22 protein-coding genes are annotated in these 24,845 nt (G+C 51.3%); 8 read left to right on the plus strand and 14 right to left on the minus strand.

Translation table 11 applies throughout. The annotated features are described in order from the left end of the window. Positions 1 to 188 precede the first annotated feature (188 nt). Together pflA and BLS62_RS12285 are read left to right on the plus strand one after the other, a co-directional pair. The gene (pflA, locus tag BLS62_RS12280; RefSeq protein ID WP_093181054.1) at positions 189 to 923 is read left to right on the plus strand and encodes a pyruvate formate-lyase-activating protein; all 735 of its coding nucleotides are present in this window, start codon (positions 189 to 191) and stop codon (positions 921 to 923) included. 118 nt (positions 924 to 1,041) lie between these two features. Next, a complete protein-coding gene (locus BLS62_RS12285) occupies positions 1,042 to 1,374 on the plus strand; it encodes a hypothetical protein (protein WP_093181057.1) in 333 nt (110 codons plus the stop codon). 69 nt (positions 1,375 to 1,443) lie between these two features. Here BLS62_RS12285 and BLS62_RS12290 read toward each other — a convergent pair whose 3' ends face one another. The 3 genes from BLS62_RS12290 to BLS62_RS12300 all read right to left on the minus strand — a co-directional run bounded on the left by BLS62_RS12290 (position 1,444) and on the right by BLS62_RS12300 (position 5,287). Next, complete coding sequence (locus BLS62_RS12290; protein ID WP_093181061.1) at positions 1,444 to 2,277, minus strand: beta-keto acid cleavage family enzyme; 834 nt, start codon at positions 2,275 to 2,277, stop codon at positions 1,444 to 1,446. Beyond that, positions 2,277 to 3,617 carry an aspartate aminotransferase family protein gene (locus BLS62_RS12295; RefSeq protein WP_093181064.1) on the minus strand — a complete coding sequence of 447 codons (1,341 nt, stop codon included), beginning with the start codon at positions 3,615 to 3,617 and terminating at the stop codon, positions 2,277 to 2,279. The genes BLS62_RS12290 and BLS62_RS12295 overlap by 1 nt, the downstream gene beginning before the upstream one ends. 293 nt (positions 3,618 to 3,910) lie before the next feature. Continuing rightward, positions 3,911 to 5,287 carry an MATE family efflux transporter gene (locus tag BLS62_RS12300; RefSeq protein WP_093181068.1) on the minus strand — a complete coding sequence of 459 codons (1,377 nt, stop codon included), beginning with the start codon at positions 5,285 to 5,287 and terminating at the stop codon, positions 3,911 to 3,913. 153 nt (positions 5,288 to 5,440) lie between these two features. Between BLS62_RS12300 and BLS62_RS12305 the strand changes: the two genes are divergently transcribed. Together BLS62_RS12305 and aroQ are read left to right on the plus strand one after the other, a co-directional pair. Continuing rightward, on the plus strand, positions 5,441 to 6,106 hold the full coding sequence (locus BLS62_RS12305; protein WP_093181071.1) for a TetR family transcriptional regulator C-terminal domain-containing protein: 666 nt from the start codon (positions 5,441 to 5,443) through the stop codon (positions 6,104 to 6,106). Further along, positions 6,103 to 6,546, plus strand: coding sequence for a type II 3-dehydroquinate dehydratase (aroQ, locus tag BLS62_RS12310; protein ID WP_093181074.1), 444 nt, complete (start codon positions 6,103 to 6,105; stop codon positions 6,544 to 6,546). Before BLS62_RS12305 ends, aroQ begins: the two co-directional genes overlap by 4 nt. A 47-nt stretch (positions 6,547 to 6,593) precedes the next feature. On the opposite strand, the gene arfB is transcribed toward aroQ, so the two are convergent. After that, positions 6,594 to 7,028 (minus strand): alternative ribosome rescue aminoacyl-tRNA hydrolase ArfB, encoded by a 435-nt coding sequence (gene arfB, locus BLS62_RS12315; protein ID WP_093188845.1) that lies wholly within the window; start codon positions 7,026 to 7,028, stop codon positions 6,594 to 6,596. 306 nt (positions 7,029 to 7,334) lie between these two features. Between arfB and BLS62_RS12320 the strand changes: the two genes are divergently transcribed. The 3 genes from BLS62_RS12320 to BLS62_RS12330 all read left to right on the plus strand — a co-directional run bounded on the left by BLS62_RS12320 (position 7,335) and on the right by BLS62_RS12330 (position 10,593). Next, entirely contained in the window at positions 7,335 to 8,696 is a 1,362-nt protein-coding gene (locus tag BLS62_RS12320) for an omega-aminotransferase AptA (RefSeq protein ID WP_093181077.1), read from the plus strand. Positions 8,697 to 8,929: 233 nt separating this feature from the next. Next, entirely contained in the window at positions 8,930 to 9,760 is an 831-nt protein-coding gene (gene mazG, locus BLS62_RS12325) for a nucleoside triphosphate pyrophosphohydrolase (RefSeq protein WP_093181080.1), read from the plus strand. Between the two features lie 182 nt (positions 9,761 to 9,942). Beyond that, entirely contained in the window at positions 9,943 to 10,593 is a 651-nt protein-coding gene (locus tag BLS62_RS12330; protein ID WP_093181082.1) for a hypothetical protein, read from the plus strand. A gap of 80 nt (positions 10,594 to 10,673) precedes the next feature. Here BLS62_RS12330 and hflX read toward each other — a convergent pair whose 3' ends face one another. The 10 genes from hflX to dusB all read right to left on the minus strand — a co-directional run bounded on the left by hflX (position 10,674) and on the right by dusB (position 23,376). Next, positions 10,674 to 12,134: a GTPase HflX gene (gene hflX / locus BLS62_RS12335; RefSeq protein ID WP_093181086.1), complete on the minus strand. Its 1,461-nt coding sequence runs from the start codon at positions 12,132 to 12,134 to the stop codon at positions 10,674 to 10,676. Continuing rightward, positions 12,134 to 12,391 (minus strand): RNA chaperone Hfq, encoded by a 258-nt coding sequence (gene hfq, locus BLS62_RS12340; RefSeq protein WP_093188848.1) that lies wholly within the window; start codon positions 12,389 to 12,391, stop codon positions 12,134 to 12,136. The genes hflX and hfq overlap by 1 nt, the downstream gene beginning before the upstream one ends. Before the next feature lie 164 nt (positions 12,392 to 12,555). Beyond that, entirely contained in the window at positions 12,556 to 13,434 is an 879-nt protein-coding gene (locus BLS62_RS12345) for a D-amino-acid transaminase (protein ID WP_093181089.1), read from the minus strand. Positions 13,435 to 13,569: 135 nt separating this feature from the next. Next, complete coding sequence (trkA, locus tag BLS62_RS12350; protein ID WP_093181092.1) at positions 13,570 to 14,946, minus strand: Trk system potassium transporter TrkA; 1,377 nt, start codon at positions 14,944 to 14,946, stop codon at positions 13,570 to 13,572. Positions 14,947 to 14,985: 39 nt separating this feature from the next. Then, positions 14,986 to 16,353: a nitrogen assimilation response regulator NtrX gene (locus BLS62_RS12355; protein WP_093181095.1), complete on the minus strand. Its 1,368-nt coding sequence runs from the start codon at positions 16,351 to 16,353 to the stop codon at positions 14,986 to 14,988. Further along, positions 16,343 to 18,610 carry a sensor histidine kinase NtrY-like gene (locus tag BLS62_RS12360; RefSeq protein WP_200798508.1) on the minus strand — a complete coding sequence of 756 codons (2,268 nt, stop codon included), beginning with the start codon at positions 18,608 to 18,610 and terminating at the stop codon, positions 16,343 to 16,345. The genes BLS62_RS12355 and BLS62_RS12360 overlap by 11 nt, the downstream gene beginning before the upstream one ends. A gap of 370 nt (positions 18,611 to 18,980) precedes the next feature. Further along, on the minus strand, positions 18,981 to 19,571 hold the full coding sequence (locus BLS62_RS12365; RefSeq protein ID WP_093181098.1) for a DJ-1/PfpI family protein: 591 nt from the start codon (positions 19,569 to 19,571) through the stop codon (positions 18,981 to 18,983). 220 nt (positions 19,572 to 19,791) lie between these two features. Then, positions 19,792 to 21,231, minus strand: a complete 1,440-nt coding sequence (gene ntrC, locus BLS62_RS12370; protein WP_093181101.1) for a nitrogen regulation protein NR(I) — start codon at positions 21,229 to 21,231, stop codon at positions 19,792 to 19,794. Positions 21,232 to 21,235: 4 nt separating this feature from the next. Then, positions 21,236 to 22,375, minus strand: a complete 1,140-nt coding sequence (locus BLS62_RS12375; protein WP_093188859.1) for a two-component system sensor histidine kinase NtrB — start codon at positions 22,373 to 22,375, stop codon at positions 21,236 to 21,238. Positions 22,376 to 22,383: 8 nt separating this feature from the next. After that, positions 22,384 to 23,376: a tRNA dihydrouridine synthase DusB gene (gene dusB, locus BLS62_RS12380; protein WP_093181104.1), complete on the minus strand. Its 993-nt coding sequence runs from the start codon at positions 23,374 to 23,376 to the stop codon at positions 22,384 to 22,386. A 229-nt stretch (positions 23,377 to 23,605) separates the two neighbouring features. Here dusB and BLS62_RS12385 point away from each other — a divergent pair, with 229 nt between their 5' ends. Then, a complete protein-coding gene (locus tag BLS62_RS12385; protein ID WP_093181107.1) occupies positions 23,606 to 24,820 on the plus strand; it encodes a bifunctional 2-C-methyl-D-erythritol 4-phosphate cytidylyltransferase/2-C-methyl-D-erythritol 2,4-cyclodiphosphate synthase in 1,215 nt (404 codons plus the stop codon). The last annotated feature ends 25 nt before the right edge of the window (positions 24,821 to 24,845 follow it).

The raw sequence follows: 24,845 nt of genomic DNA on the forward strand, positions 1-24,845 counted from the left end.
ATGAGGGAAACACCTGTCGCCACATGACCATGCAAAATGTCTGCGACAAGGGCGCACATGCTTCAAAAACGAATAGCTGCATTGCACAGTTATCCCTGTCAAAACAATAGGAAACACCCTATTCTGTAATCGTTCCATTAAGGACGCAGCAGCAGCACGCTGATAAGCAATAATAAGGACGGACCGCCATGCAAGACATCATGGGTTATGTACACTCCGTAGAAACAGGCGGCACCGTTGATGGCCCAGGCCTGCGTTACATCGTGTTCACATCCGGTTGTCCATTGCGCTGCCTGTATTGCCACAATCCAGATACTTTAAAGATGAAGGGCGGCAAGAAATCTTCCGCCTACGAGCTCCTCAAAGACATCTCCACCTACCGCACGTATTTTGAGAATGGCGGCGGCGGTCTGACCATCAGTGGCGGCGAGCCTATGGCTCAAAAAGAGTTCATGAAAACGCTGCTGTGGGGCTGCAAACAGATGGGTGTTCACACCACAGTGGATACCTCTGGCTACCTACATGCCACTTTGGATGATGAAACGATCGATATGGCGGATTTGTATCTGCTGGACATAAAGTCCTGGGTCCCAGAAACCTACAAGAAGGTCACAGGCGTTAACGTAGAACCAACTCTCGAATTTGCCAAGCGTTTGGAGCGCATGGGCAAAGACGTCTGGATCCGTTTCGTACTCGTACCTGGCTTGACTGATGCAGAAGAAAACATTGAAGGTGTTGCAAAATTTGTCTCTGAACTCGGCAATGTAAAACGCGTTGATGTTCTGCCATTCCACAAAATGGGCGAACACAAGTGGCAAGCTATGGGTAAATCCTACCAGCTGAATGACACGCGCGAACCAACAACTGAAGAAACAGAGGCTACAAAAAACGTCTTCCGTAAATATGGTTTAGATGTCCATTAAACGCAGAGATAGCTGAACTGTGGGATACCTGCGGATTACACAAGTTCTACAAATTTTCAGGAAAAATTGGCCACATTTCCACGTCATCAAGCCCTCTTAGAAACAAGGGGCTTTTTCTATGAAACGACTAATCTTAATCGGTGCACTCACACTTGTCGCTGCTGGCAGCACATCCGCATATGCTGGTTTCAACAAAGGCAAGGCGGAGAAGTTCGCGCGCAAAAACGATACCGCAATCAATTGCTACCACCTGTTTGATGAGACCAAACAGAAGATCAAGCGTGACATCGCCAAAGGTGTCATCATTGCAACTGCCTACAGCAAAGGCATGAACAAGCAGGAAGCGATCTACGCAATAGGCTACGGCGTCGGCAAACTCACCACAACCTTTGAAGCACGCCCAAAGCAAAGATTAGCACTCACCGCCAAACTCGCCAAAGAGTGTAAGTAGCACGCAAAAAAGGCTGCCATCACCATGATCGCAGCCTTTTGAATTCGTATATCCGAACGAGCCGTTCGACTAAGACTTCCCGAGTACTTTCAGCACTGCGTCTTTATCAATGGCACCTTCATATCCCATTTCACCTCGAATATGAGCCACCACCTGAATGCGCTCTGCATTGTCCTTGGCGACTTTGCCAGTGCCATGGCGGAGGCTGTTTTCAAAGCCGATACGCGCATGACCACCAAGACCGAAGGCAACAGCTGCACAAGCTGTTTCCGCCCGGCCAAAAGCGCAGAGCATAAACGGATTATCCTGCACAATATGTTTCGTTGCATCACGCGCCGCCAAAAACCCGAGCAAATCCCTTGGATCACTTTCCTGATCCTTGGCATAACGACCCAGGACATAAAGCTGACTGCCATATCCTTTGGGAACAATGCCTTCTGCCATTAGGCGATCAAGACGCGCAACATCTTCTGGCGCATAAAGGATATGCTGAACCGCACGGTTCGCCTCCTGTGCATCATGGTAGAACCGGCGAGCCAGATCCAGATCACCGCCCTCGGGCGCCATTTCTCGCATGGCAACAGAAACCGCATCAGGTTCAACGCGAGCAACCACATCAAACTGTTCCTGCGCACTGTAGCGACCAACAGCCTCGGTGGTTATTTGAACAGTCAGATCCGGACATTTGGCCATCACTTCAATAAGAAGTTCCTTGTATAGCCCTGCATCCAAGACATGCTGACCGTCTTCACCGCGCACATGGGTGTGGAGCGCATCAGCGCCCTCCGCTTCCACGTTCACCGCACAGGCAACCACGTCTTCAATGGTCACAGGCAACTGCGGATGATCAGCCTTACCTCTGCGCGCGCCATTTGGTGCACTCATGATGAGCCGTTTTGTCATTAGGTGGCAACTCCAGCCCGCGTTAAACTTTCATTCAAAGCGTAACTTAGCTTTTCAACAATCTCAGCAATATGATTGTCATCAATAATGAACGGAGGAGCCAGCAGAATGTGATCACCAATCTTGCCGTCAACGGTGCCACCCATCGGATAACACATAAGCCCGGCTTCCATGGCAATCTGCTTCACTTTTGCATGGATCTTGAGCGATGGATCTAACGGCTCTTTTGTTCCCCGGTCCTTCACAAGCTCAAGATTGCGGAACAAGCCTCGTCCCCGGATATCACCAACGTTTGGATGTTGACCAAACGCATCATGCAATGCCGCAGACAGCTTTTCGCCCATGGTCCGCACATACTCCATACGCCCCGGTTCAGTGAGCTGGTCCAGAACCGCACACCCAGCAACAGCTGCCAGAGAATGCCCCATATAGGTATGACCGTGCTGGAAGAAGCCGGAACCAGTGGCAATGGTGTCATAAATGTCTTGGGAACACAGCATCGCACCCAACGGCTGATAGCCAGCACCAACGCCTTTTGCCACCGCAATAATATCAGGGCGAACCTCATCTTCATTGCAGGCGAAGAGATGTCCTGTCCGGCCCATGCCGCACATCACTTCATCCAGTACCAGAAGAATACCGTATTTGTCGCAGATCTCGCGAATGCGCTTCAAATACCCCGGCGCAGCTGGAACGGCCCCCATAGTGGCCCCAACGACAGGCTCAGCCAAGAAAGCTGCAACCGTTTCAGGTCCAACCCGCAAAATCTCTTCTTCAAGCAGGTTCGCAGAACGCAATCCATACTCTTCAAGCGTTTCGCCTTCTTCCTGATAGCGATACGCATAACAAGGATCGATATGGGACATCTCGATCAGGAGCGGGCCAAACATTTCACGGCGCCATTTATTGCCACCAGCAGAAAGCGCACCCAGCGTATTGCCGTGATAACTCTGCCAACGCGCAATCATGCGAGATCGTTTGACCTCTCCCTTTTCAACAAAGTACTGCCGCACCAGTTTTACAGCAGACTCCATTGCCTCCGACCCACCTGAGACCAGATAGACACGGTCGATTCCTTCAGGAGCTTGGGCAACCAGTTTATCAGCCAGGTCCTCAGCAACATCACTGGTAAAAAAGCCAGTGTGAGCATATGAGAACTTGTCCAACTGGGCTTTAATCGCCTCAATCACTTTCTCATTGGAATGTCCAAGACAAGAGACAGCTGCGCCGCCACAGGCATCCAGATAACGCTTGCCTGCTTCATCAATGAGGTAACATCCCTCGCCCTTCACGGCTTTTGGAAGAGTTGCGCGGGTATTTCTAGGAAAGATGTGGCTCATCACACAGCCTCCGGGCTGTAGTTCTTTTGTTCAATCAACCGTGCAAACCCACGCGTTTATACGCGCGACATTTTGCACCGCATCACATTGCCTAAGGCAAAGTACTTGTCCATAAAAAACTAAGAAATACCTCCAGATTGTGATGTGCCACATCTTCAACGTCGAGCTTTGAGATATTTTAGTACAGCAATGACTAATATAATGAGCCTGTTACGGAGTATGCGCCGCCAAACAAGCGCAACTGGTAATCCTTTGAAAATTGCTGCGGACGAAAAGACTCAGTCCTTTGAACTTTATTCGGCATCACCAATGGAACGGCGTGTCTCCCAAACAATCCAATGGGGTTTCTTCTTAATGAACATCAGCAAGGTCAGCACTAACGTCAGCGCCTCAGCAACAGGCAGAGCGTAAAACACGCTCATGGGCCCGATCACCAGCCACAGACCTGCAATCAACAGCAAAGGCAAAGCCAGTGAGCGGGACACAGCAATGAGCGCCGATTGGGCTGCACAATGCATTCCGGTAAAATAGCCGGAGAACGCAATGTTCACTCCATTAAACAGGAACACCGGCCAGATAACGCTGATGATCTGTACTGTCAGATCAACCGTGGCTTGCTCGCCATCCTTCACAAAGGCGCTGGCCAGCAAAGTTGGTTCAAAAATAAGCACAGCGGCCAGAAGCAATCCAACCACCAGATTAGTACCAACACCAAGACCTAGAAACTGATAGATCCGGCGTGGTTTACGCGCGCCATAATTGACACTGACCAACGGACTAAGCCCCTCGCCAACCCCGTAAAAGATCATAATTCCGGTGAAGAAAAGGTAATTAACGATTGTAAACGCTGCGACACCTTGTGCACCGAGCTCTATGATCAGGATCCAGTTAAACAGGAAGACGACAAACCCGGCTGAGCTTTCATTGATGAATTCAGAAAGACCATTGTAGGCCGCTGTGCGCATCACTTTCCAGGACCCAAACGGGCGGATAACTCTCAATTTAGCGGTCTTGCCGACAAAGTGCAGCAGCATGAAAACCATACCAACCTGACTTGCAATGCCGGTGGCCAATGCAGCCCCCCATACGCCCCAGCCCCAATACCCAATCATCAAAGCATCCAACACAATATTGACGATCGTGATCAGCACCAGACCAGCGAGTGAGAAGTTAGGTCGCCCATCTACCCGAATAAAATGAGACATAGCCACCGCAATGCTCAAGCCGGGGAAGAACCAGGCCATGGTCCAGATATAGACCTCCACCAGTTCTGCCGTCTCAGCATTCGCCCCCAGCGCACGCGCCACGGCTGGTGTGAAAAAAAGAAGCAACACCGCAAAGACAATCGCAATACTCACTGCGCAGATAAGCGCCTTCGTGAAGATGTTGGAGGCATCACGAAACCGGCGCTCGCCAATAAACTTGCCAGCTATGACAGCAGCACCAACGGTAAGCATAACCACCACGCCAAAGAACAGCGCAAACATCGGTGTAATCAGGCTAATAGCTGCCAGCGCAGTCGAGCCAACAAAGTTCCCAACGAAGATGCCGTCAATAATACTGGCGGAGGCAATGGAAATCAGCCCCAGCACAGCAGGCACCGCAAATCGGGTAAACTCCTTCGCAGGGCGGCCTGTTATCATACGTTCTTCTGCCACAGCAGCTGACATGAGATTATCTTCCACTTTAAAAACCGCAGGTCCCGGTATCGCTTCAATGATCAGGAGTACATAGAAATTGAACGCATGATCAACTTGGACATATGATCAAATTTGTGATAAGTCAAGAATTACGCAAACAATCAAAATGTAAATGGATCTGCCATGGCCTATCTGCCAAAAGAAGAACGTCGCAAGGCGATCATTTTAGCGACACTGGAAGTAGTTGCGGAAAAGGGTTTTGCCGGCATTACAACGCGGGTTATCGCCACAAAGCTTGGCGCGGCAACCGGCATTCTTCACCATCACTTCAAGTCATTGATAGACCTGAAATGCGAAGCGCTTCGTTTCCTATCTCGGAAAAACGAGAGCAATTGCATCAAGATGGCGCAGGAACTGACACCGACACAAACGCTCCTCAAACTTTTGAGTTTTAATGCAAGCGCGGAAGAAAGATCGGAAGTCAGCATATGGATCAGCGCAGCTGATGAAGCGACCAGAGAACCGGAGTTTGGGCAGGTATACGCCGAAGAGAACAACAAACACCATCAATGGCTCTGTAATAATCTAAAAGAGGGAGCCAAAGCAGGAGAATTCACACTCTCCCTGCCAGCTGAATTGGCAGCATGGAAACTCATGGCTGTGGCCTATAACCTTTACGATATCTCCAGCCTGCCTCACACAAACTTGTCACCGGAAATGGCTGTTGAGATCATCAAGCAAGAGCTCATCACGACCCTTGGTGTAAAAAGCAAAGACCTTGCATCCCGGTTGCTTCCAGTCAATAAAGAGCAAACCACTTGCATCTCAACCGCAAAGAGCCCCGCATGAAGAAGATCCTTATCCTCAACGGCCCAAATCTCAACCTGCTCGGAATGCGCCAGCCAGAAGTTTACGGCTCAACCACTCTGGCAGAAATTGAAGACCAGTGCCGCGCCCATGCAAAGCAACTTGGCGTTGAGGTTGAATGCAAACAATCCAATCACGAAGGCGAGTTGATCGACTGGATCCATGAGACACGCCAGTCCCGCACAGCAATTGTGCTCAATGCCGGTGCCTACACGCACACATCCGTTGCAATCATGGACGCCATTGCCAGTGTGGAGCGCCCTGTGATTGAACTACACCTCTCCAACATCCATCAGCGAGAAGAGTTCCGCCACACCTCCTATATCTCAAAGGTGGCCAAGGGCATGATCTGCGGATTTGGCGCATATGGCTATACGTTGGCAATGGATGCAGCCACGCGCATTCTAGAAGAAGAAGACTAAACAGCTCTCCAAAAACGCGATATTACTCACAAAGCGAACGTGCAGCTTTAATCGTAATTTTTGGAGTTACGCATCTTCTTCACGTTCCCACGTTGCTTTTTGCATTCAATCCTGCGGCGTTTCGAGGCCAGTGTAGGCCGCGTTGCTTTGCGCGCTTTGGGTACAAAAGCTGCTTTGCGAATAAGCTCCAGCAAACGCTCCAACGCATCATCCCGGTTGCGCTCCTGTGTGCGGAACCGGTCAGCCGTCAAAATGATCTCGCCCTTCAAGGTCAACCGCGATCCGGCAAGCTTCCTCAACCGATCCTTCAGATCATCGGGAAGAGTCGCATTTCCATCCAGATTGAATCGCAACTGGACCGATGAAGACACTTTATTCACGTTTTGACCGCCCGGCCCGGACGCCCGAATAAAATCTTCTTTCAGGTCGCGCTGATCAATTGAGTAGCGCTCGTTCACTTTAATTGTATTGCGCTCACTCATTGCATCCACCAGCCGGCCTATCATCCATATCATTGATTGAAATACTAATTTTACTCTTTGGTCAAAAATACAACCTCAAGCAAGTCTCACCGCTATAATACTCAATCCGCACTTTTGCAAAGAATTGATAGGACATTGCCACACTCTACCCTAGGTATAAACGGAGGTATAATACGCGTAGGCGTTTGATATCACTTGATTTACTACGGTCTTCTACCTAGTCTCAATTCCTATCCTGCCAGAGGATAAATAAACACGACACACAGCCGCAAAACGCTAGTCGTCCTACGTGTTGTTGGAGGGGAAATGACAGAGGCAGAAACACTGGTGCAAGACGAGGTTCAAAAGAACACCGGCCTGACCACAAATAATCTTGATGCATTTTGGATGCCGTTTACATCCAATCGTCAGTTCAAGAAAGACCCGCGCATTATCGTGAAGGCCAAAGACATGCACTACACCACGGCAGATGGCCGTGAGGTATTGGATGGGACTGCAGGCCTTTGGTGTTGCAATGCAGGTCATGGCCGCCAAAAGATCGTTGAGGCGGTCCAAAATCAGGTTGCCGAGCTGGACTACGCACCAGCCTTCCAGATGGGCCACCCAAAGTCTTTTGAGTTTGCAGCCCGTCTTGCGGCCCTCATGCCGGACCCGCTCAACCATGTTTTCTTCACCAACTCAGGCTCTGAGAGTGTTGAGACCGCGTTGAAGATGGCGCTTGCCTACCACAAGGCAAACGGCGAAGGCTCCCGGACCCGTTTGATCGGACGTGAGCGCGGCTATCACGGCGTAAACTTCGGCGGCATTTCCGTTGGCGGCATGGTCGCCAACCGGAAGCAGTTTGGCGCGATGCTGGCTGGCGTGGACCATATGCGTCACACCCACAACATTGCGGGCAATGAATTCAGCAAAGGCGTGCCTAAAAACGGCGTCGAATACGCTGAAGATCTGATGCGCATGGTTCAACTGCATGACCCATCCACCATCGCCGCTGTGATTGTGGAACCTGTTGCGGGCTCCGCAGGCGTTATCTTGCCGCCAGAAGGTTACCTGCAACGCTTGCGTGACATCTGTGACGAGCACGGCATCCTGTTGATCTTTGACGAGGTCATCACCGGCTTCGGTCGTTTGGGCGCGCCATTTGCGGTTGACTACTTCGATGTCATACCGGATCTCGTCACCACGGCAAAAGGCCTCACCAGCGGCGTTGTGCCAATGGGCGCAGTCTTTGCCAGCTCCAAGATCTATGATGCGTTCATGACCGGCCCTGACCATCTGATCGAGCTGTTCCATGGCTACACCTACTCAGGTCATCCATTGGCCTGTGCAGCAGGTCTGGCAACGCTGGATGTGTACGCAGACGAAGACCTTCTGACACGCGGTGCCAAGATGGCCCACTACTGGCAAGAAGCACTTCATTCTCTGCGTGACTGCAAAAATGTGATCGACATCAGAAACATCGGTCTCATCGGCGCAATCGAGCTGGAGCCAATGGCGGGTGAACCGACCAAGCGTGCATTCACGGCCTTCCTGAAGGCTTACGAGAAGAACATCCTGATCCGCACCACAGGCGACATTATTGCCATGTCGCCGCCGCTCATCATCTCTGAATCTCAGATTGATCAGCTGGTTGGTACGCTACGTGAAGTTCTTAACGAACTGGATTAAGGTCCGCACATCATCGATAATTCAAGAGGGCGCGCAAGCGCCCTTTTTCTTAACTAATAATATTATCAATAACTTATAGATTACTTCTATAGTTAAACATCATTTACCTTAAGTGGTGCATGAGCTGCAATACACCGCAAACTCGCAGTGCAGGCACAATGTCCCTCGCCAGAAAAACACTACGCTGGTAATGTGCGGCTTACGCTCCAAACCAACCACCCATCAGGATCAGCATGTTACCTTCCCGCGATATTTCCCGCCTCATTGAAATCATGAAGGCCCTCAGAACCCCCGTCACAGGCTGTCCATGGGATCTGGAGCAGACCTTCAAAACCATCTCTCCCTACACCATTGAAGAAGCCTATGAGGTTGCTGATGCCATCGAACGGGAAGATCTTCCTGACCTGAAAGAAGAGCTCGGAGACCTGCTGTTACAGGTCGTCTACCACGCACAAATAGCCGAGGAAGAAGACGCCTTTGCCTTCGAGGATGTGGTTGAGGCCATTACAAAAAAGATGATCCGTCGCCACCCGCATGTGTTCGGCGATGACGAACAAAAAGCAGCAGGCTTTCCAAAAGGCGCATGGGATAAAGTCAAGGACGAGGAAAAGCTCGAGCGCAAACAATTGCGCCAGCAAATGGGCTTGCTTGAAAAACAACCTAGATTTCTCGACGAAGTCCCCTCCGCCTTTCCGGCCCTGACAGAAGCAGAAAAACTCCAGCACCGCGCCTCCAAAGTCGGCTTTGACTGGGGGGCAGCAGAACCCGTTCTGGCAAAGATCAAAGAGGAAATAGACGAGCTCACCGAAGAAGTTCAGGCAGGTACTCCCGACCGCAACAAGATCGAAGATGAACTGGGCGACGTCCTGTTCGCGCTCGCAAACCTTGCTCGCCACTTGGAAATCCAGCCAGAAGCCGCCCTAAAGCGCACCAACGCAAAATTCCGCCGCCGCTTCGCCCACATAGAAGACGCCGCAACTGAAGAACAACGCCCCCTCGCAGACCTCTCCCTTGATGAAATGGAAGCCCACTGGCAAGCGGCGAAGAAATTTGATCCGAAGTAGAGCAAGGCTTTATGCAAAGCAGAGCGCTGTAGATCCTCAGCTCAGTCTCACCAAAGACGCCATCCCGGCCCTGAGCCGTGACCTAGTAGCAACGTACACATATACAAATATTTTTGACGGAAAAAACCACGTCAGAATTGTTTGACCAAGCGCCACCAATAAACCCAAGCAAGGAGAACTCCATGGCTAACAACATTGAAGATTACAAGTTATTAAAAACCAAACTTGAAGTATGCAAGGTGCTATGGGGCGCTACTTCAGTCATTACCGCAGGGTCCTCCGCCTTAATAACTGACAAAATTTCGGAATTATTTCAGAAAAGGCTTAGAGAGCTCGATGAAGCAGTAGTCCAAAGCTTACACGACGGTAAAATCCACGAAAACTCGTTTATAGAAGAAGACCGCCTGGTTTCATTCATTTTTCGTGCAAGACGAGCAGCAATCGAAGGAGCAGGTAAAACCAAGCTGAAGTTAATTGCTGACTACTTTTTCGATCATGCTTTTGACGCAGATTACGAGGAAGCAAAGATCAACGAATTCACAGACATTACCGCCACCCTCACTCAATCCCAAATTAAAATAATCGCGCTACTCAAAAGGAATTTACAAAATAAAGATTTCAACAAAGCAGGCATGACTTCAGATGATCAATTCGAAAAATACTTTAAGGAGTACTACAGCAGCATTGAGGAACTTTCTGACGCATTAAACATGCTCATACGCTTTGGTTTTGTCCGCCCACTAAGCACTTTTGGACGGATAGGCTTTGCTCTTACATCTTTTGGCGAAGAGTATATTTTTAGTTTAAATCTCACCAGTGAACAGCCCAATTGAACGCATCCAATAACCACCTCAAACAAAAAAGCCCCACTCCAACGAGCAGGGCTTTCATGTTATTTAGTCCAGTCAAACGATCAGATCGGCGAGTAGCCGTTGTCGTCCTCGACTGGAGGTTCTTCCGGGAGTTCCAGACCTGTCACAAAGTACTTTGCAAACCGGTCTCGTACTCGTGAGCGATGTGCATCAGGAACACGAACATCCAGGCGGATGCCGTCCTCGGATTCCGTCCGCGATAGAATCTCACAGTTCTGGTAGAGCCACGCATGCCCCTCGCCTTCACTGTGCGGCAACACCATACTCACCGTATCGAGTTGCTCGGCCAAACGCGCTTCAATGCGCTTTACAAGGTCCGCAACACCCTCACCAGTCACCGCAGAAAGGGCAATCGGCCCCTCTTGCGCAGAATTGCTTTCCAGCAATTTAGCCCGGTGCGTCTCTTCAAGCAGGTCGATCTTGTTATAGATCTCAATAACACGATCGCTTTCAGAAACTTTCAGCCCAAGCAGTTCCAAAGTCTCATTCACATCCTGAGACTGAGCCTTGGTATCTTCATGAGCAATATCGCGCACATGAAGCACGATATCAGCCTGAATGACCTCTTCCAGCGTCGCCCGGAAGGCAGCAACCAGATTGTGCGGCAACTCGGAGATAAACCCAACCGTATCGGAAAGAATCACCTCACGGCCATGAGGCAGCTTGATACTGCGCAGAGTTGGATCCAGCGTCGCAAACAACAGATCCTTAACAAACACGTCCGCATCAGTCATGCGGTTAAACAACGTAGACTTGCCCGCATTGGTGTAGCCAACAAAGGCAACCACCGGATGCGGCACTTTCTTACGTGCTTTACGATGCAGCTTACGGGTCCGCTGAACTTGCTCAAGGTGTCCCTTCAGCAAAGTAATGCGATCCTGAATGACCCGTCGATCAGCCTCGATCTGGGTTTCACCCGGACCGCCCACAAACCCAAGACCGCCACGCTGACGTTCAAGGTGTGTCCATGAGCGAACAAGACGCGACTTCTGCCAGGAAAGATGCGCAACCTCGACTTGTAGCCGGCCTTCTTTCGTTTGAGCGCGCTCGCCAAAGATCTCAAGAATGAGACCCGTCCGATCGATGACTTTACAGTTCCAATCTCGTTCGAGATTCCGCTGCTGGATAGGAGTAAGGGGATGATCTACAACGACCAGTTCAATTTCTTCGGCTTCGATCTGCTGGTGAATTTCTTCCACCTTACCAGAGCCAAACAAACTTCCAGGTTTCACTGCAGCCAATCGGACCAAAGCTGAGGATACAATCTCTAACTCGATTGCCTCAGCAAGCCCGATAGCCTCTTCCAGTCGTGCCTCAGGACTACGCTCAGCCCCGAAAGGACGCTCAGGAGCGCCCCTGCCTCTTGCGAGGGCACGGCTTTTGATGATCGGTACGATGATGAGCGACCGGGTTCCCCGGGTCACCTCATCTTCGCCGGCCTCAACGTTCGCATCACGTTGCTTGCGATTCAGGCCGGCTTCTTTATTTGATTGGGGCTTCATCAGCCTCCTGCTTTTTCGCCTTCTTCGTCAGCCGGTTCAAACAGCTGTATAGGGCTATTTGGCATGATAGTAGAGATAGCGTGTTTGTAAACGAGCTGGGAGTGCCCGTCACGGCGCAATAATACGCAGAAATTATCAAACCAAGTAACTACGCCTTGCAGTTTTACACCATTGATCAAAAAAATGGTCAGTGGAGTCTTCTGCTTCCTGACGTGATTTAAAAATGTATCTTGAAGATTTTGAGCGCGGTCAGCCATATCTATTTTTATCCTGTTCTCAGTGGACGCGGCCGCGGCATCCACCATTTACTGTTCCCATCCTCGAAACGGTCCAACGACACTCACAAATACAAGAGAGATGTCTCCACCCTTTTGGTGAACCGCCCAAATTGTAAATTACCCATCAGCAAACACCAGAGGCATTAATCCCCGGCAACATTCAGTTTAATCAACTCTGACGCTTCATGGAATGATTTTCTTAAGTCCTGAACTATTGGTCCCGGCTTTCCATCACCCATAATTGTTTCGTTTATTTTCGTTACAGGCATGACAAGACCCGATGCACTTGTTAAAAATACCTCCTGAGCCTGTTTTGCCTCACTAATAGAAAAACCGCGTTCTTCTACATGAAACCCTTTCGTTTCCGCCAATTTCATCAGAACGCCGCGGGTAATTCCCTTTAAGATTCCGTGGGTAGCGGGCCGAGTAACCAAAGTCCCGTCCTTTAGGATTATCCAAGCATTCGTTGAACCACCCTCAGTAATCAGGCCATTCTTATCCACAAACCATGCTTCACGAGCGCCTGATTCCTTAGCCTTTTGTTTAGCAAGGACATTAGGTAAAAGACCAACACTCTTAATATCAACCCTATCCCAACGATTCTCTTCAACGGTAATTACACCAACCCCCCTCGCCGCAATTTGGTCGTTTTTTAAACGTGAAACCGACTTTGCAGTCATAACGAGAGACGGTGGCGTGTCTTTTGGCGGGAAATAATGATCGCGTGGAGAAACGCCGCGTGTTACCTGCATATAGATCAAACCGTTTTTGACGCGGTTCAGCGCAATCACTTCCTTCATGACACGCACAAGCGCCCCACGAGACATCGGCGCACGAATTTGCAGCTGCCGAAGGGAGCGGTCGAACCGATCCAGATGCGATCCCATGTCGACGAGGCTATTGTTCCAGACTTCACAGACTTCATAAATACCGTCAGAAAACTGGTAGCCCCGATCCTCAATATGCACTGCGGCACGAGAATGAGGCACATATTGTCCGTTTACATAGGCGACGCGGCTCATCGGCCTCTCCATTCTTGGAAATTCATCACAACCAATGTTAGCGGTTTTTCCTTATGCCATGCAAGCGCCACCTTGGGATTACAACGGGGCATTTCTCAACAATATCAAAGAGAACCTGCGGATTCAGGGATAATTCTAGAAGAACTCCAGCGAGACACGGAACATTTGCTCCACCTGACGCACTTTATCGGCCACAGCAAAGATCACAACCCGGTCATGGGCCTGAATGCGCTCGTCTCCTCGTGGAGAGATAACCTGACCATCCCGCAAGATGCCACCAATGCGGATGCCCTCAGCCAGCTCCACTTCACGTAAAGGGCGCCCAACCAGAGGAGATGTATCCAGCGCTTCCGCTTCAATCACCTCAGCAGCTCCGTTTTGCAAGGCATGAACGGCCCGGATACGGCCACGGCGCACATGCTGCAAAATCTTGGAAATGGTCACCTGACGCGGGTTCACAAACGCGTCAATACCCAAAGCATGGGCAAAAGCGGGGTAACTGGAGTTGTTCAGCAATGACAAGTTGCGCTCACAACCCATTTTCTTGGCCATCACACAGGAGAGAATGTTCACCTCGTCCTCGTTGGTGAGTGCCACCATCATATCTGCGTCTTCAACATCCGCCTCTCGGAGCATCACCTGATCCAGCGCAGAACCATGCAACACAACAGTCCGGCGCAGCTCATCGGCAATGCGAATGGCCCGATCCCGAGAATGTTCAATGATTTTTACTTTGGTCTTTGTCTGTTTGCCTTCAAGACGCCGCGCCACATACGCCCCGATGTTACCGCCACCAGCAATAAGCACACGGCGCGCCTCAGGCTCCTCGTGACCAAAGATGCCAAGCGTCCGGCGAACCTGATCCCGGTTACAACACACATACACGAGATCCCCCTCTCGCATCATATCAGAGCTGTGCGGAACAAAGACCTTACCATCACGAGCAATACCAACAACCACTGAAGACAGATCCGGAAACAGCTCAGTCAACTGGCGCAAAGGCGTGTCCAGCACAGGGCAATCAGTACCGCAGTCAATCCCAACAATCACCATATGATCATCGGCAAAGCGTACGGTTTCCATCGCACCAGGCAAAGACAACCGGCGCAAAATCATTTCACCCACTTCAATTTCGGGAGAAATAATCACGTCAATCGGCATATTATCGCGAGAAAACAGGTTGCGGTAATGCGGCTGCAAATAGCTCTGCGCACGCACACGCGAGACTTTGATCGGCACGTTGAACAACGAGTGTGCCACCTGACAGGCCACCATGTTGACCTCGTCATACAAAGTCACTGCAATGATCATGTCTGCCTGATCAGCTCCGGCCTGCGCAAGCACATCCGGGTGTGCGCCATGGCCAATAAAGCCGCGCACATCCAGCGTATCACGAATGGCATGAACCAGCTGCGGGCTCGTATCAATCACAGAGACATCGTTTTGCTCTGCTGCAAGCTTTTCCGCAATACCGTAGCCAACCTGACCGGCGCCACAAATTACAACCTTCATACTTCAGTCCTTTGCTCGAACATCCTGATCCATCACCACTTAGGTGAGACCAAGGGACTTGAGCTTTCGGTGCAATGCTGACCGTTCCATACCAATATATTCAGAGGTCCGCGAGATATTCCCGCCAAAGCGCTTAACCTGCGCTTGCAGATATTCCCTCTCAAACTGCTCCCGAGCTTCACGAAGTGGCAAGGACATCAGTTCTTCACCACCATTAGACCCCGGCATACTTGGCACGGTAGAGGCAACCTCAGCAGGCAGAAGATCAGCTGTAATCACAGCTTCAGGATCAGCCCGCGTCAGGATCATCAATCGCTCAACATTGTTGCGCAATTGGCGAAGGTTCCCCGGCCAGTCATGGGTTTGCAGCACGGCCATTGCATCTTCACCAATCCGGCGCATTGGCAAGCCAGTCGCAGTGGAAATTTGCTTCATGAAGAAGTGAATCAGTTGCGGAATATCTTCGCGGCGCTCTTCCAGAGCCGGCACCCGCAAAGGCACCACTGCAAGACGGTGGTACAGATCTTCCCGGAACAAACCTTCCGCAATGCGGTTTTCCAGATTACAGGCGCTTGAAGACAGGATGCGCACATCCACCTTCACCTTGTTATGCCCGCCCAAACGGGTGAACGTCTGGTCCACCAGAACTCGCAGGATCTTGTTCTGCGTTTCCAAGGGCATATCGGCGATCTCATCAAGATAGATCGTGCCTGCATGAGCCTCTTCAAGAGCACCCACTTTACGCGAAGACGTATCCGTCTCCTCAATGCCAAACAGCTCTTCTTCCATGCGCTCAGGCGTAATATTCGCCGCTGAAAGCACCACAAAAGGTGATTTAGACCGTGGAGAGGCCTCATGAATGGTCCGCGCCACCAACTCTTTACCAGAACCGGACGGTCCGGTGATCATCACACGGCTGTTGGTCAGGCAAATCCGTTCAATCGTCAGGCGCAGGTTGTTGATGGAAGATGAACTGCCCACCAGATTGGAAACATCCCCTGCCCGCTGTTTCAGCTCCTTAATCTCACGCTTCATGGAAGAAGCTTCCAGAGCACGCTCGATTGTCAGAACCAGCTTATCGGCCTTAAACGGCTTTTCGATATAATCGTAAGCCCCTTTTTTGATCGCAGAAACAGCAGTTTCCACGTTGCCGTGACCTGAAATAATCACGACAGGCAAATTGGGGTTTTCTTTATTGATGACCTCAAGAATCTCAAGCCCATCGAGCTTGCTGCCCATCAACCAGATATCAAGAACAAGAAGAGAGGGCCGCCGGTCAGCAATAGCAGCCAACGCCGCATCACTATCCCCCGCGGTCCGGGTATTGTAGCCATCGTCCTCCAAAATACCGGCGACCAGCTCACGAATATCCGCTTCATCATCAACGATCAGAATGTCACTTGCCATGGCTTTTCACCACCATTTCTTTGGTTTGAATTTCATCTAAGGAAGGATCTTCAACACTACGCAACGTCAGCCGAACCATGGCCCCATGTCCCCCGTCAGCAACGGACGGTGCATCAAGCAATTCAATACCCCCTCCGTGATCTTCCATAATTTTCCGTACAATCGCGAGCCCAAGACCAGTGCCCTTTTCACGGGTGGTCATGTAAGGCTCTAAAAGCCGTGTACGGTGCTCGGTTGGAAGGCCAATACCATTATCGATCACGTCAATCGTATGGACCAGACCCTCCGAATAAAGCTTCACAAGAACATTGCCCTTCTCAGGGCTGTCCTCCTTCGCCAGATAAGCCTCAACAGCCTCCGACGCGTTCTTAATCACATTGCCGACAGCCTGCCCCACAAGACGGCTATCAAACGTTGCCTGTACCGGCTCTTGCGGCACATCCGTTTCAAAATGGACCTGCGAATTGGTAACCGATATCATGAACGCAGATTCCCGAACCACAGAGCGCAGATCAGCAGAGGCCATCTTTGGTTTTGGCATGCGGGCAAAGGAGGAGAATTCATCCACCATGCGCCCTATATCGCCCACCTGACGAATGATTGTGTCCACGCACTGATCAAACACCTTGCGGTCATCTTCTTCAATCCGCTTGCCATAACGACGGCGAACACGCTCTGCCGAAAGCTGAATTGGCGTCAGCGGATTTTTGATCTCATGCGCAATACGGCGCGCAACATCCGCCCATGCAGAATTTCTCTGCGCGGCCACAAGGTCGGTAATGTCATCCAGTGTCACCACAAACCCATGCTCAGAACGGGTCGCTTCCTCAGTCGTCACACGCACATTCACAGTGCGCTCACGACCATTGCGCATTAATGAGACCTGTGCCACCTGAGAGCCATCTATACTCTTGACCAGAGCCTTAGTAACAACCTCTTCCACCTCAGGAATATTATCGAAGATTGGCTTTTCCAAAAGCTCCTCTTCGTCCTGACCAAGCAACCGCTTTGCTGAGCGGTTAACCATGGTCACATCCCCCCCGTCATCAATACCGATGACGCCGGAAGACACCCCTTCGAGCACCGCTTCACTAAAGCGGCGGCGGCGGTCAATCTGATCATTGGCAGCAAGCAAAGCATCACGTTGCCCGCGCAGCTGACCCGTCATATTGTTAAAGGTCCGCCCAAGGTTCTCGAGATCACCGCTGGCTTTGTCCGCCTCAACCTCAACATAGTAGTTGCCCTTTGAGACCTGATCTGCCGCCCCAATAAGATTGCGGATGGGCAAAACCAGTTGGTTCGCAAATCCAAACCCAACCCAGATGGACGACAGCAACAGCACCAGCGCAACGCCCACATACACAAGCGCAAAGGCCAGTTGGACGCCAAAGCGGCGGCTTTCCAACTCAGCATATTCATTGACACCGGACTCGGCCAGTCGTTGATATTCAATCACGCGCGGATCGAGTGCCCGCGTCACATAAAGGTACAGATCCTCATAGGCAGAAAGCTTCATCACACCGCCAACAAGGTTGGAAACCCCCGGTGCAATCAGCACAGGAGCTCCCTCTCCTGCCTGGTTCATAGCAACAGCAGGCGGCAGCAAAGGCTCCACATTCGGATCACGCAGCACCTTCATAACCACGGTGCCGTCTTTTTTCAGAACATACGCCCCAAGCAAGCCACGAACCCATGTCTGCGTCTCAAAGAACCGATCAAATCGTGTTGGATCATAAAAGTAGGAATTACGGTTGAGGTCCACGTCACTGGACATACCAATCAGCGTAGAACGAAGGGAGTTGCCGTGTTCTTGAACATAGGCTGCTGCAACCGATTGTGCATTGGTGATGATTTGACGTGTCCGCGCTTCAAACCAACGGTCCAACCCCTGATCCAGCGTGATTGTCGCCACTACAGCCACAATAAAAGCTGGCAGGGCCGCAACAAGCGAGAACATCGTCACGATGCGCACATGAAGCCGGGCAGCAGCACGCCCACGGCGCCGCGCCTGCAAAAGCTTCACCAGCTCGACAATAATGAGACCGATAAGAAGGAAAACCAACCCGCCATTGATGCCAAGCGCGATGTAAACCACCCGCTCAGAGGGCACAATTGGCGTCACCCCCATCAAAACAAGAAAGGAAACCCCAATGGAACACAGCGCCAGAATAACCGCTGCCAATCCAAACATTCTGGATTTGCGACCTTTTGCGTCAAGTTTTCGAGTATCTTCTTCTGTTTTTGATTTGAAAATCATGAAACGCGAACCTGCGAGACCTTTAAAGCGCATCCCCCTCCAAGTGCCTTGAGGTTTTCAAAAAGGAATATGCATGACACTAAACGCTAAAGCCGCTTGACTGTTCCTAAAGTAAAATCAGACTGCCTTAGTAAATTTGAACACAGACTATTAACATAGAATGTTGCCAAAATGCGACAATGGGTTTTATTAGTCACACTCTTGGTGGGGAAAACCCTACGCACGGTTCCACTTTAAAAGCATGCTACTCGCATTCTTAAAGCCATACAGGCCTGCTAACTCGATTGTTTCCAGAAGGAGCAATCACACAACTGACCGCAGAGAAATAACACTCTCCATCATCTTGAATGATTTATAGCAAGACCAAACCCTAGGCGAATGGATCCTCAGTACGGTCTTTTTGCCAGCAATACTCGCAGTAGGTCGCCACTCCCTCCGCGGTATCAACCCCATGCATGATCGAGATTGCTCCAAGAGCCATATCCATGCCCGCTGAAACACCGGAGGAGGTAATGAAAGCGCCATCTTCCACCCAGCGCGCCTTTCGTTGCCAATGAACATTCGGCCCCATGCTCTCTACCCATGAAAAAGCCGCTTTATTTGTAGTGGCCCGGCGACCATCAAGGACACCAGCTTTAGCTAAAAGCGCACTGCCAGTACAAACACTGAGCGTATACTCAGCATTGGCTGAAGCTTCTGCGATCCAACCCAGCAGACGGCTATTCTTGACTTCCCGGCGAGTGCCTGCCCCTCCCGGAACAAACAGCACATCATAACGCGCAGTATCTAGCGTCGATTTATCCGCATGGACCAACAGGCCTTGGTGACTGGAGACTAATCCAACTGTCTCAGCCACAAGGTTCAGCTCAAACTTGGTTCCAAGCACCCCAAACATTTCCATAGGGCCAAAGAGATCAAGCAACTCAAACCCAGGAAAGATTAAGGCCCCAATTCTGCGCATGTTAGGCACTCCCTCAAAAGCAAAGCGAAACGCAAGATGTGAGTGTAAGGCACCTTGCGTAATAGGAACAATTAGAAAACTCCTAACCATGATGATTATGGAATATTTTATGATTATTTATAAGATGAAATTGCACCTGATATTTGTAGCTTTCAACCCTGAAACGCAAAATGGCGCCATCTAAGGCGCCATTTCAATACTCAACAATCCAGAGAAACCATTATCTGGAGCTGCGGATCACCTGCACATCCAGATCGCGGATTTTCTTGCGCAGTGTGTTTCGGTTCACTCCAAGCAGTTCAGCAGCTTTGATCTGATTGCCTCTGGTCGCGGCCAGAACCGCACTGATCAGCGGGTATTCCACCTCACGCAAGATACGGTGATAGAGCCCCGGAGGTGGCAACTCCTCCCCGAACTCACCAAAGTAATCACCAAGGAACCGCTCCACAGAACCACTCAGGTCATGAGCCGCTGGAACATCATCTTCACTAACGACAAGCGAAGGCTGAGACAACTCAAGATCAATAAGGCTTGCCGTAATATCATCCTGTGGGTAAAGCGCTGCCAGCCTACGTACGAGGTTTTCCAGTTCACGCACGTTGCCCGGCCAGCGATAACGGCGCAGCTTATCCAGCGCAGCCACTTCCATTTGCTTGGACGGCAGCCCCTCACTCTCCGCGATGGAGAAGAAGTGACGCACCAGATCTGGAATATCCTCGGTCCGTTCCCGCAAAGGTGGGAGGCGGATCGGCACCACGTTCAAACGGAAATACAAATCCTCACGGAACAGCCCCTGATTGATGAGCTGGCGCAGGTCTTTGTTCGTTGCCGCTACAATACGCACATCCGTCTGGATCGGCGTACGCCCGCCAACGCTGGTGTACTCTCCCTGCTGAAGCACGCGCAGCAACCGTGTTTGCGCTTCCATCGGCATATCGCCAATTTCATCCAGCAGCAACGTCCCGCCATCCGCCTGCTCGAACCGACCAGATGACCGCGCCTGAGCACCGGTGAACGAGCCTTTCTCATGCCCGAACAGCTCAGATTCAATCAAGTCTTTGGGAATAGCAGCCATGTTCACAGCAACAAACGGGCCGTTGCGACGCTTCCCGTAATCATGCAGCGCACGGGCGACCAGCTCTTTACCCGTCCCGCTCTCACCGTTGATCATGACGGTCAGATCCGTCTGCATCAAACGGGCAAGTATGCGGTAGATGTCTTGCATCGCCGGAGAGCGACCAATCAGCGGAATATTATCATTCCCCTCACTGGCCATATCAAACTTACGCCCCTTAGGTTCAGCCAGTGCACGGCCAACAATGCTGATCAGCTCTTTCAGGTCAAACGGCTTGGGCAGATATTCATAGGCACCTTGCTCAGAGGCTTTTATCGCCGTCATGAACGTGTTTTGCGCACTCATGATGATGACGGGCAATTCCGGGCGCAGCTTGCGAATGCGCGGCAACACATCAAATGCGTTCTCATCGGGCATCACAACGTCAGAGATCACCAGATCCCCTTCCCCATTACTCACCCAGCGCCACAGCGTGGTGGCGTTAGAAGTGAGGCGTACGGTGTAGCCAGCACGAGACAAAGCTTGATTGAGAACGGTACGGATCGCAGAATCGTCGTCAGCAACTAAAATAGTTCCACTCGGCATACACTTAGTCCTCAATTCCAAAATTAATATCAGGCCCCGTAAAGGCAGGCATTAATATGCGGAACGTGGTGCCGCGATTGCCGCTCTCACATTCCACCACGCCGCCATGGTCTCCCACGATTTTGGCAACCAGTGCCAGTCCAAGACCTGTTCCGTTCGTTTTTGTCGTGATGAAGGGATCAAAAAGGTGTTGTCGTAAATCTTCCGGCACACCATGCCCGTTATCGCGCACACAAAACTCAAGCGGCAGACTTACCCGCTTCTGAGCGCCGGGCACAGAGAGGCGAACGCCGGGCCGGAACGCTGTAGACACAACGATTTCCGGTTCATGTACGCCAGTCAAAGCCTCACAAGCGTTTTTGATGAGATTGATGAACACCTGCACCAACTGATCCCGGTTGGCAAAAACAGGTGGCAAAGAGGGGTCATAATCTTCAACAATCCGGATACCGGAGGCAAAGCCGTTCATCGCCCCCCGTTTCACATGATCCAGAACCACATGGATATTCACTGGGGCGCGATCGATTGGCCGCTCATCGGAAAACACTTCCATGCGATCAACCAACCTCACAATCCGGTCCGTCTCATCTGTAATAAGGCGGGTGAGCTGGCGATCCTCTTCACTGGCTGATTGCTCAAGCAGCTGTGCTGCACCGCGAATACCGGAGAGCGGATTTTTAATCTCGTGCGCCAGCATGGCAGCAAGGCCAGTGACGGTACGCGCCGCGCCGCGGCTGGTCAGCTGTTTGTCCAGTTTTTCCGCCATATTGCGCTCCTGAAACAGCAATACAACACCGCCTGGAGCCTCATTTAGGGGAGAGGCATGAATATCAACCAGCTTCTCCTGCCCGATGCGCGGAGAGCCAATATCCACCTTGTATTCGTTGACCGGACCGCCGCGCTCACGCACCTGCGCAATAAGCGAAAGCAGCGGGCTTCCAAACGGGACGAACCATGACACTTCACGGCGCTTCAGAACAGAAAGGCTGGCATGAAGAAAACCTTCCGCCGCGCTGTTCGCCCCAATAATCTTATCGTCATCACCAACAACAATGACAGGATGCGGCAGCGAGTCCAAAACCGATTGCCCCTGCACACCGTCAGCCAGAGCGTTACCGGCTTTCGTCAGAGTGTCTCCTCCCATCTCCAACATTAAGCAGCACTCCTCATTGGTATTTTTATAAACCAGTCATGCAAGGCACCCCTCACATGGTCCTTATCCAGACTGGTCATCAAACCTCTCATGAACCCTTGCGGCGCATCCGCCAGCGATCCATTGGCCTCCAGATACCAGCCTATGTGCTTGCGGAAGGATCTCACACCAATCTCAAAGCCATAATGCTCCACCATGGCGTCGTAGTGCCCAACAACCAGATCTGCCAGCTCCTCGCCATGCGGATCAGGCCGTTTTTCACCCGTCTCAAGGTAATGCGCAATATGCCCCGGCATCCATGGCCGCCCGTAAGATCCGCGCCCAACCATCACCAGATCAGCACCGGATTGGGCCAGCATCTCATCTGCATCCTCAAAGGTGCAACAATCCCCGTTGGCAACCAATGGCACATCAATCACATCACGCACTTGCCGGATGGCACGCCAATCGGCTTTGCCCTTGTAAAACTGAGAACGCGTGCGCCCATGCACGGTGATCATCTTGACCCCCGCATCAACGGCGCGCTTGGCAAGTTCCGGTGCGTTGATGGAACTCTCATCCCACCCAAGACGCATTTTCAAGGTGACGGGAACAGAAACGGCGTCCAGCGCCACTTCAACCAGTGTCATCGCATGGTCCAGGTTCTTCATCAAAGCAGATCCGGAATAGCCAGAGGTCACTTTTTTGGCAGGGCACCCCATGTTGATGTCAATAACATCCGCACCGGCCTGTTCCGCCATGGAAGCGCCTTTGCTCATCCAGCGTGTCTCTCTGCCCGCCAGCTGAACGATGTGAGTATCAATCCCCTCACCGTCCGCACGCATCAGCGCTTCAGGGTGGCTGGAACACAGAGATTCACTGGCAACCATTTCGCTCACCACCAGTCCAACACCGTATTGCAAGGCAACACGACGGAACGGAAGATCCGAAATTCCGGACATTGGAGCGAGGATGACTTTGTTTTTAAGGGGGATATTACCTATCGTAAGCATAACGCATATTTCTTAAAGACCAACAATTGCACAATTGATAAGCATCGTGTGAAGTTGCACATATTCTAACCAAACTAAAATTTTAGGCAAGGGAATATTCCAAGGATGCCATTGGGGTGTTGAGCTTCTCCGCCAAATCGCGCAAAACCATCTCTAAGAGTGAAGTATAGACGCAGGGCATTGAGGCACTTACCTTAAAGACGGACTGCGCAAACCAGGCGGTACAGTTTTGCAGTCAAAACCCAAAATTGCATGCATCATCGTTGCAGCGGGCCGCGGCTCCCGCATGTCAACGCAAACAGATAGCAGCCCAAAGCAATATCGCGACCTTGGCGGAAAAACAGTGCTGCTGAGAACACTGGAGGCAATTTTGACGCCCTCAGATATTGATCTGGTCCTCCCGGTCATCCATGCAGATGATGGCGACACCTACGCCGCAGCAACCAGATCCCTCACAAGCTCAAAAGTACTAGCTCCTGTCACAGGCGGCGCAACACGTCAGGCGTCCGTTGCCAGTGGCCTCAAAGCACTGCAACAGCACCAACCGGACTACGTCCTCATCCATGATGCCGCCCGGCCCTTCGTCAGCCCTTCCGTGATTGAAGAGGCCATCGCCGCGCTCAAAGCCGGTGCGCAGGCCGTCCTGCCAGCAGTTCAGGTGGCCGATACACTCAAGCGCGCAGGCGCCAATCATAAGGTTTTGGAAACCGTAGACCGCACAAACCTGTGGTCCGCTCAAACCCCGCAAGGCTTTCCCTATGCGCTTATCCTGGAAACTCACAAAGCCGCGATTGATCAGAACATCGACAACTTCACCGATGATACGGCCCTCATAGAATGGCAAGGCAAGGCAGTCACCCTCACCACAGGTGACCCACAGAACATCAAACTCACCACATTAGATGATATGAAAAACGCACAGGAACAAATCGCCATGAAAACGCTCGCAGACCTTGGCGACATTCGGGTTGGAACAGGCTTTGACGTTCACGCGTTTGAAGACGGTAACGCAGTCATCCTTGGCGGCATTTCCATTGCGCACACTCAAAAGCTTAAAGGCCATTCAGATGCAGATGTTGCTCTGCACGCGCTCACAGATGCCATCTTCGGCGCATTGGCAGATGGCGACATCGGCTCCCATTTCCCACCCTCTGATATGAAGTGGAAAGGCGCAGCCTCTGACCAATTTTTAAAATACGCAATAGACCGAGTTCACAAACGCGGTGGTATGGTCGCACACTTGGACTTAACGGTGATTTGCGAAGCGCCCAAGATCGGCCCACACAGAGACGACATGCGCAAGCAAATCGCTGAAATCTGCGACTTACCGCTGAGCAGAGTGGCCGTAAAAGCCACTACCTCTGAAAAGCTCGGTTTCACCGGTCGCAGTGAAGGTATCGCTGCACAAGCATGTGCCACCATTCGCCTCCCATTTGGTGATTGAACCTCGCACACAGACAAAGGAGAGA

It is taken from the genome of Pseudovibrio sp. Tun.PSC04-5.I4 (assembly GCF_900104145.1).
Taxonomy (GTDB): Bacteria; Pseudomonadota; Alphaproteobacteria; order Rhizobiales; family Stappiaceae; genus Pseudovibrio.

Excerpts from the sequence above, each read along its gene's own strand:
- BLS62_RS12295 (WP_093181064.1), bottom strand. The coding sequence starts at position 3,617 with ATGAGCCACATCTTTCCTAGAAATACCCGCGCAACTCTTCCAAAAGCC.
- BLS62_RS12320 (WP_093181077.1), top strand. The coding sequence starts at position 7,335 with ATGACAGAGGCAGAAACACTGGTGCAAGACGAGGTTCAAAAGAACACC.
- BLS62_RS12330 (WP_093181082.1), top strand. The coding sequence starts at position 9,943 with ATGGCTAACAACATTGAAGATTACAAGTTATTAAAAACCAAACTTGAA.
- BLS62_RS12285 (WP_093181057.1), top strand. The coding sequence starts at position 1,042 with ATGAAACGACTAATCTTAATCGGTGCACTCACACTTGTCGCTGCTGGC.
- BLS62_RS12360 (WP_200798508.1), bottom strand. The coding sequence starts at position 18,610 with ATGATTTTCAAATCAAAAACAGAAGAAGATACTCGAAAACTTGACGCA.
- hfq (WP_093188848.1), bottom strand. The coding sequence starts at position 12,391 with ATGGCTGACCGCGCTCAAAATCTTCAAGATACATTTTTAAATCACGTC.
- dusB (WP_093181104.1), bottom strand. The coding sequence starts at position 23,376 with ATGCTTACGATAGGTAATATCCCCCTTAAAAACAAAGTCATCCTCGCT.
- BLS62_RS12290 (WP_093181061.1), bottom strand. The coding sequence starts at position 2,277 with ATGACAAAACGGCTCATCATGAGTGCACCAAATGGCGCGCGCAGAGGT.
- ntrC (WP_093181101.1), bottom strand. The coding sequence starts at position 21,231 with ATGCCGAGTGGAACTATTTTAGTTGCTGACGACGATTCTGCGATCCGT.
- hflX (WP_093181086.1), bottom strand. The coding sequence starts at position 12,134 with ATGAAGCCCCAATCAAATAAAGAAGCCGGCCTGAATCGCAAGCAACGT.
- trkA (WP_093181092.1), bottom strand. The coding sequence starts at position 14,946 with ATGAAGGTTGTAATTTGTGGCGCCGGTCAGGTTGGCTACGGTATTGCG.
- aroQ (WP_093181074.1), top strand. The coding sequence starts at position 6,103 with ATGAAGAAGATCCTTATCCTCAACGGCCCAAATCTCAACCTGCTCGGA.
- BLS62_RS12345 (WP_093181089.1), bottom strand. The coding sequence starts at position 13,434 with ATGAGCCGCGTCGCCTATGTAAACGGACAATATGTGCCTCATTCTCGT.
- BLS62_RS12305 (WP_093181071.1), top strand. The coding sequence starts at position 5,441 with ATGGCCTATCTGCCAAAAGAAGAACGTCGCAAGGCGATCATTTTAGCG.
- BLS62_RS12375 (WP_093188859.1), bottom strand. The coding sequence starts at position 22,375 with ATGGGAGGAGACACTCTGACGAAAGCCGGTAACGCTCTGGCTGACGGT.
- pflA (WP_093181054.1), top strand. The coding sequence starts at position 189 with ATGCAAGACATCATGGGTTATGTACACTCCGTAGAAACAGGCGGCACC.
- arfB (WP_093188845.1), bottom strand. The coding sequence starts at position 7,028 with ATGAGTGAGCGCAATACAATTAAAGTGAACGAGCGCTACTCAATTGAT.
- BLS62_RS12365 (WP_093181098.1), bottom strand. The coding sequence starts at position 19,571 with ATGCGCAGAATTGGGGCCTTAATCTTTCCTGGGTTTGAGTTGCTTGAT.
- BLS62_RS12300 (WP_093181068.1), bottom strand. The coding sequence starts at position 5,287 with ATGTCAGCTGCTGTGGCAGAAGAACGTATGATAACAGGCCGCCCTGCG.
- BLS62_RS12355 (WP_093181095.1), bottom strand. The coding sequence starts at position 16,353 with ATGGCAAGTGACATTCTGATCGTTGATGATGAAGCGGATATTCGTGAG.
- mazG (WP_093181080.1), top strand. The coding sequence starts at position 8,930 with ATGTTACCTTCCCGCGATATTTCCCGCCTCATTGAAATCATGAAGGCC.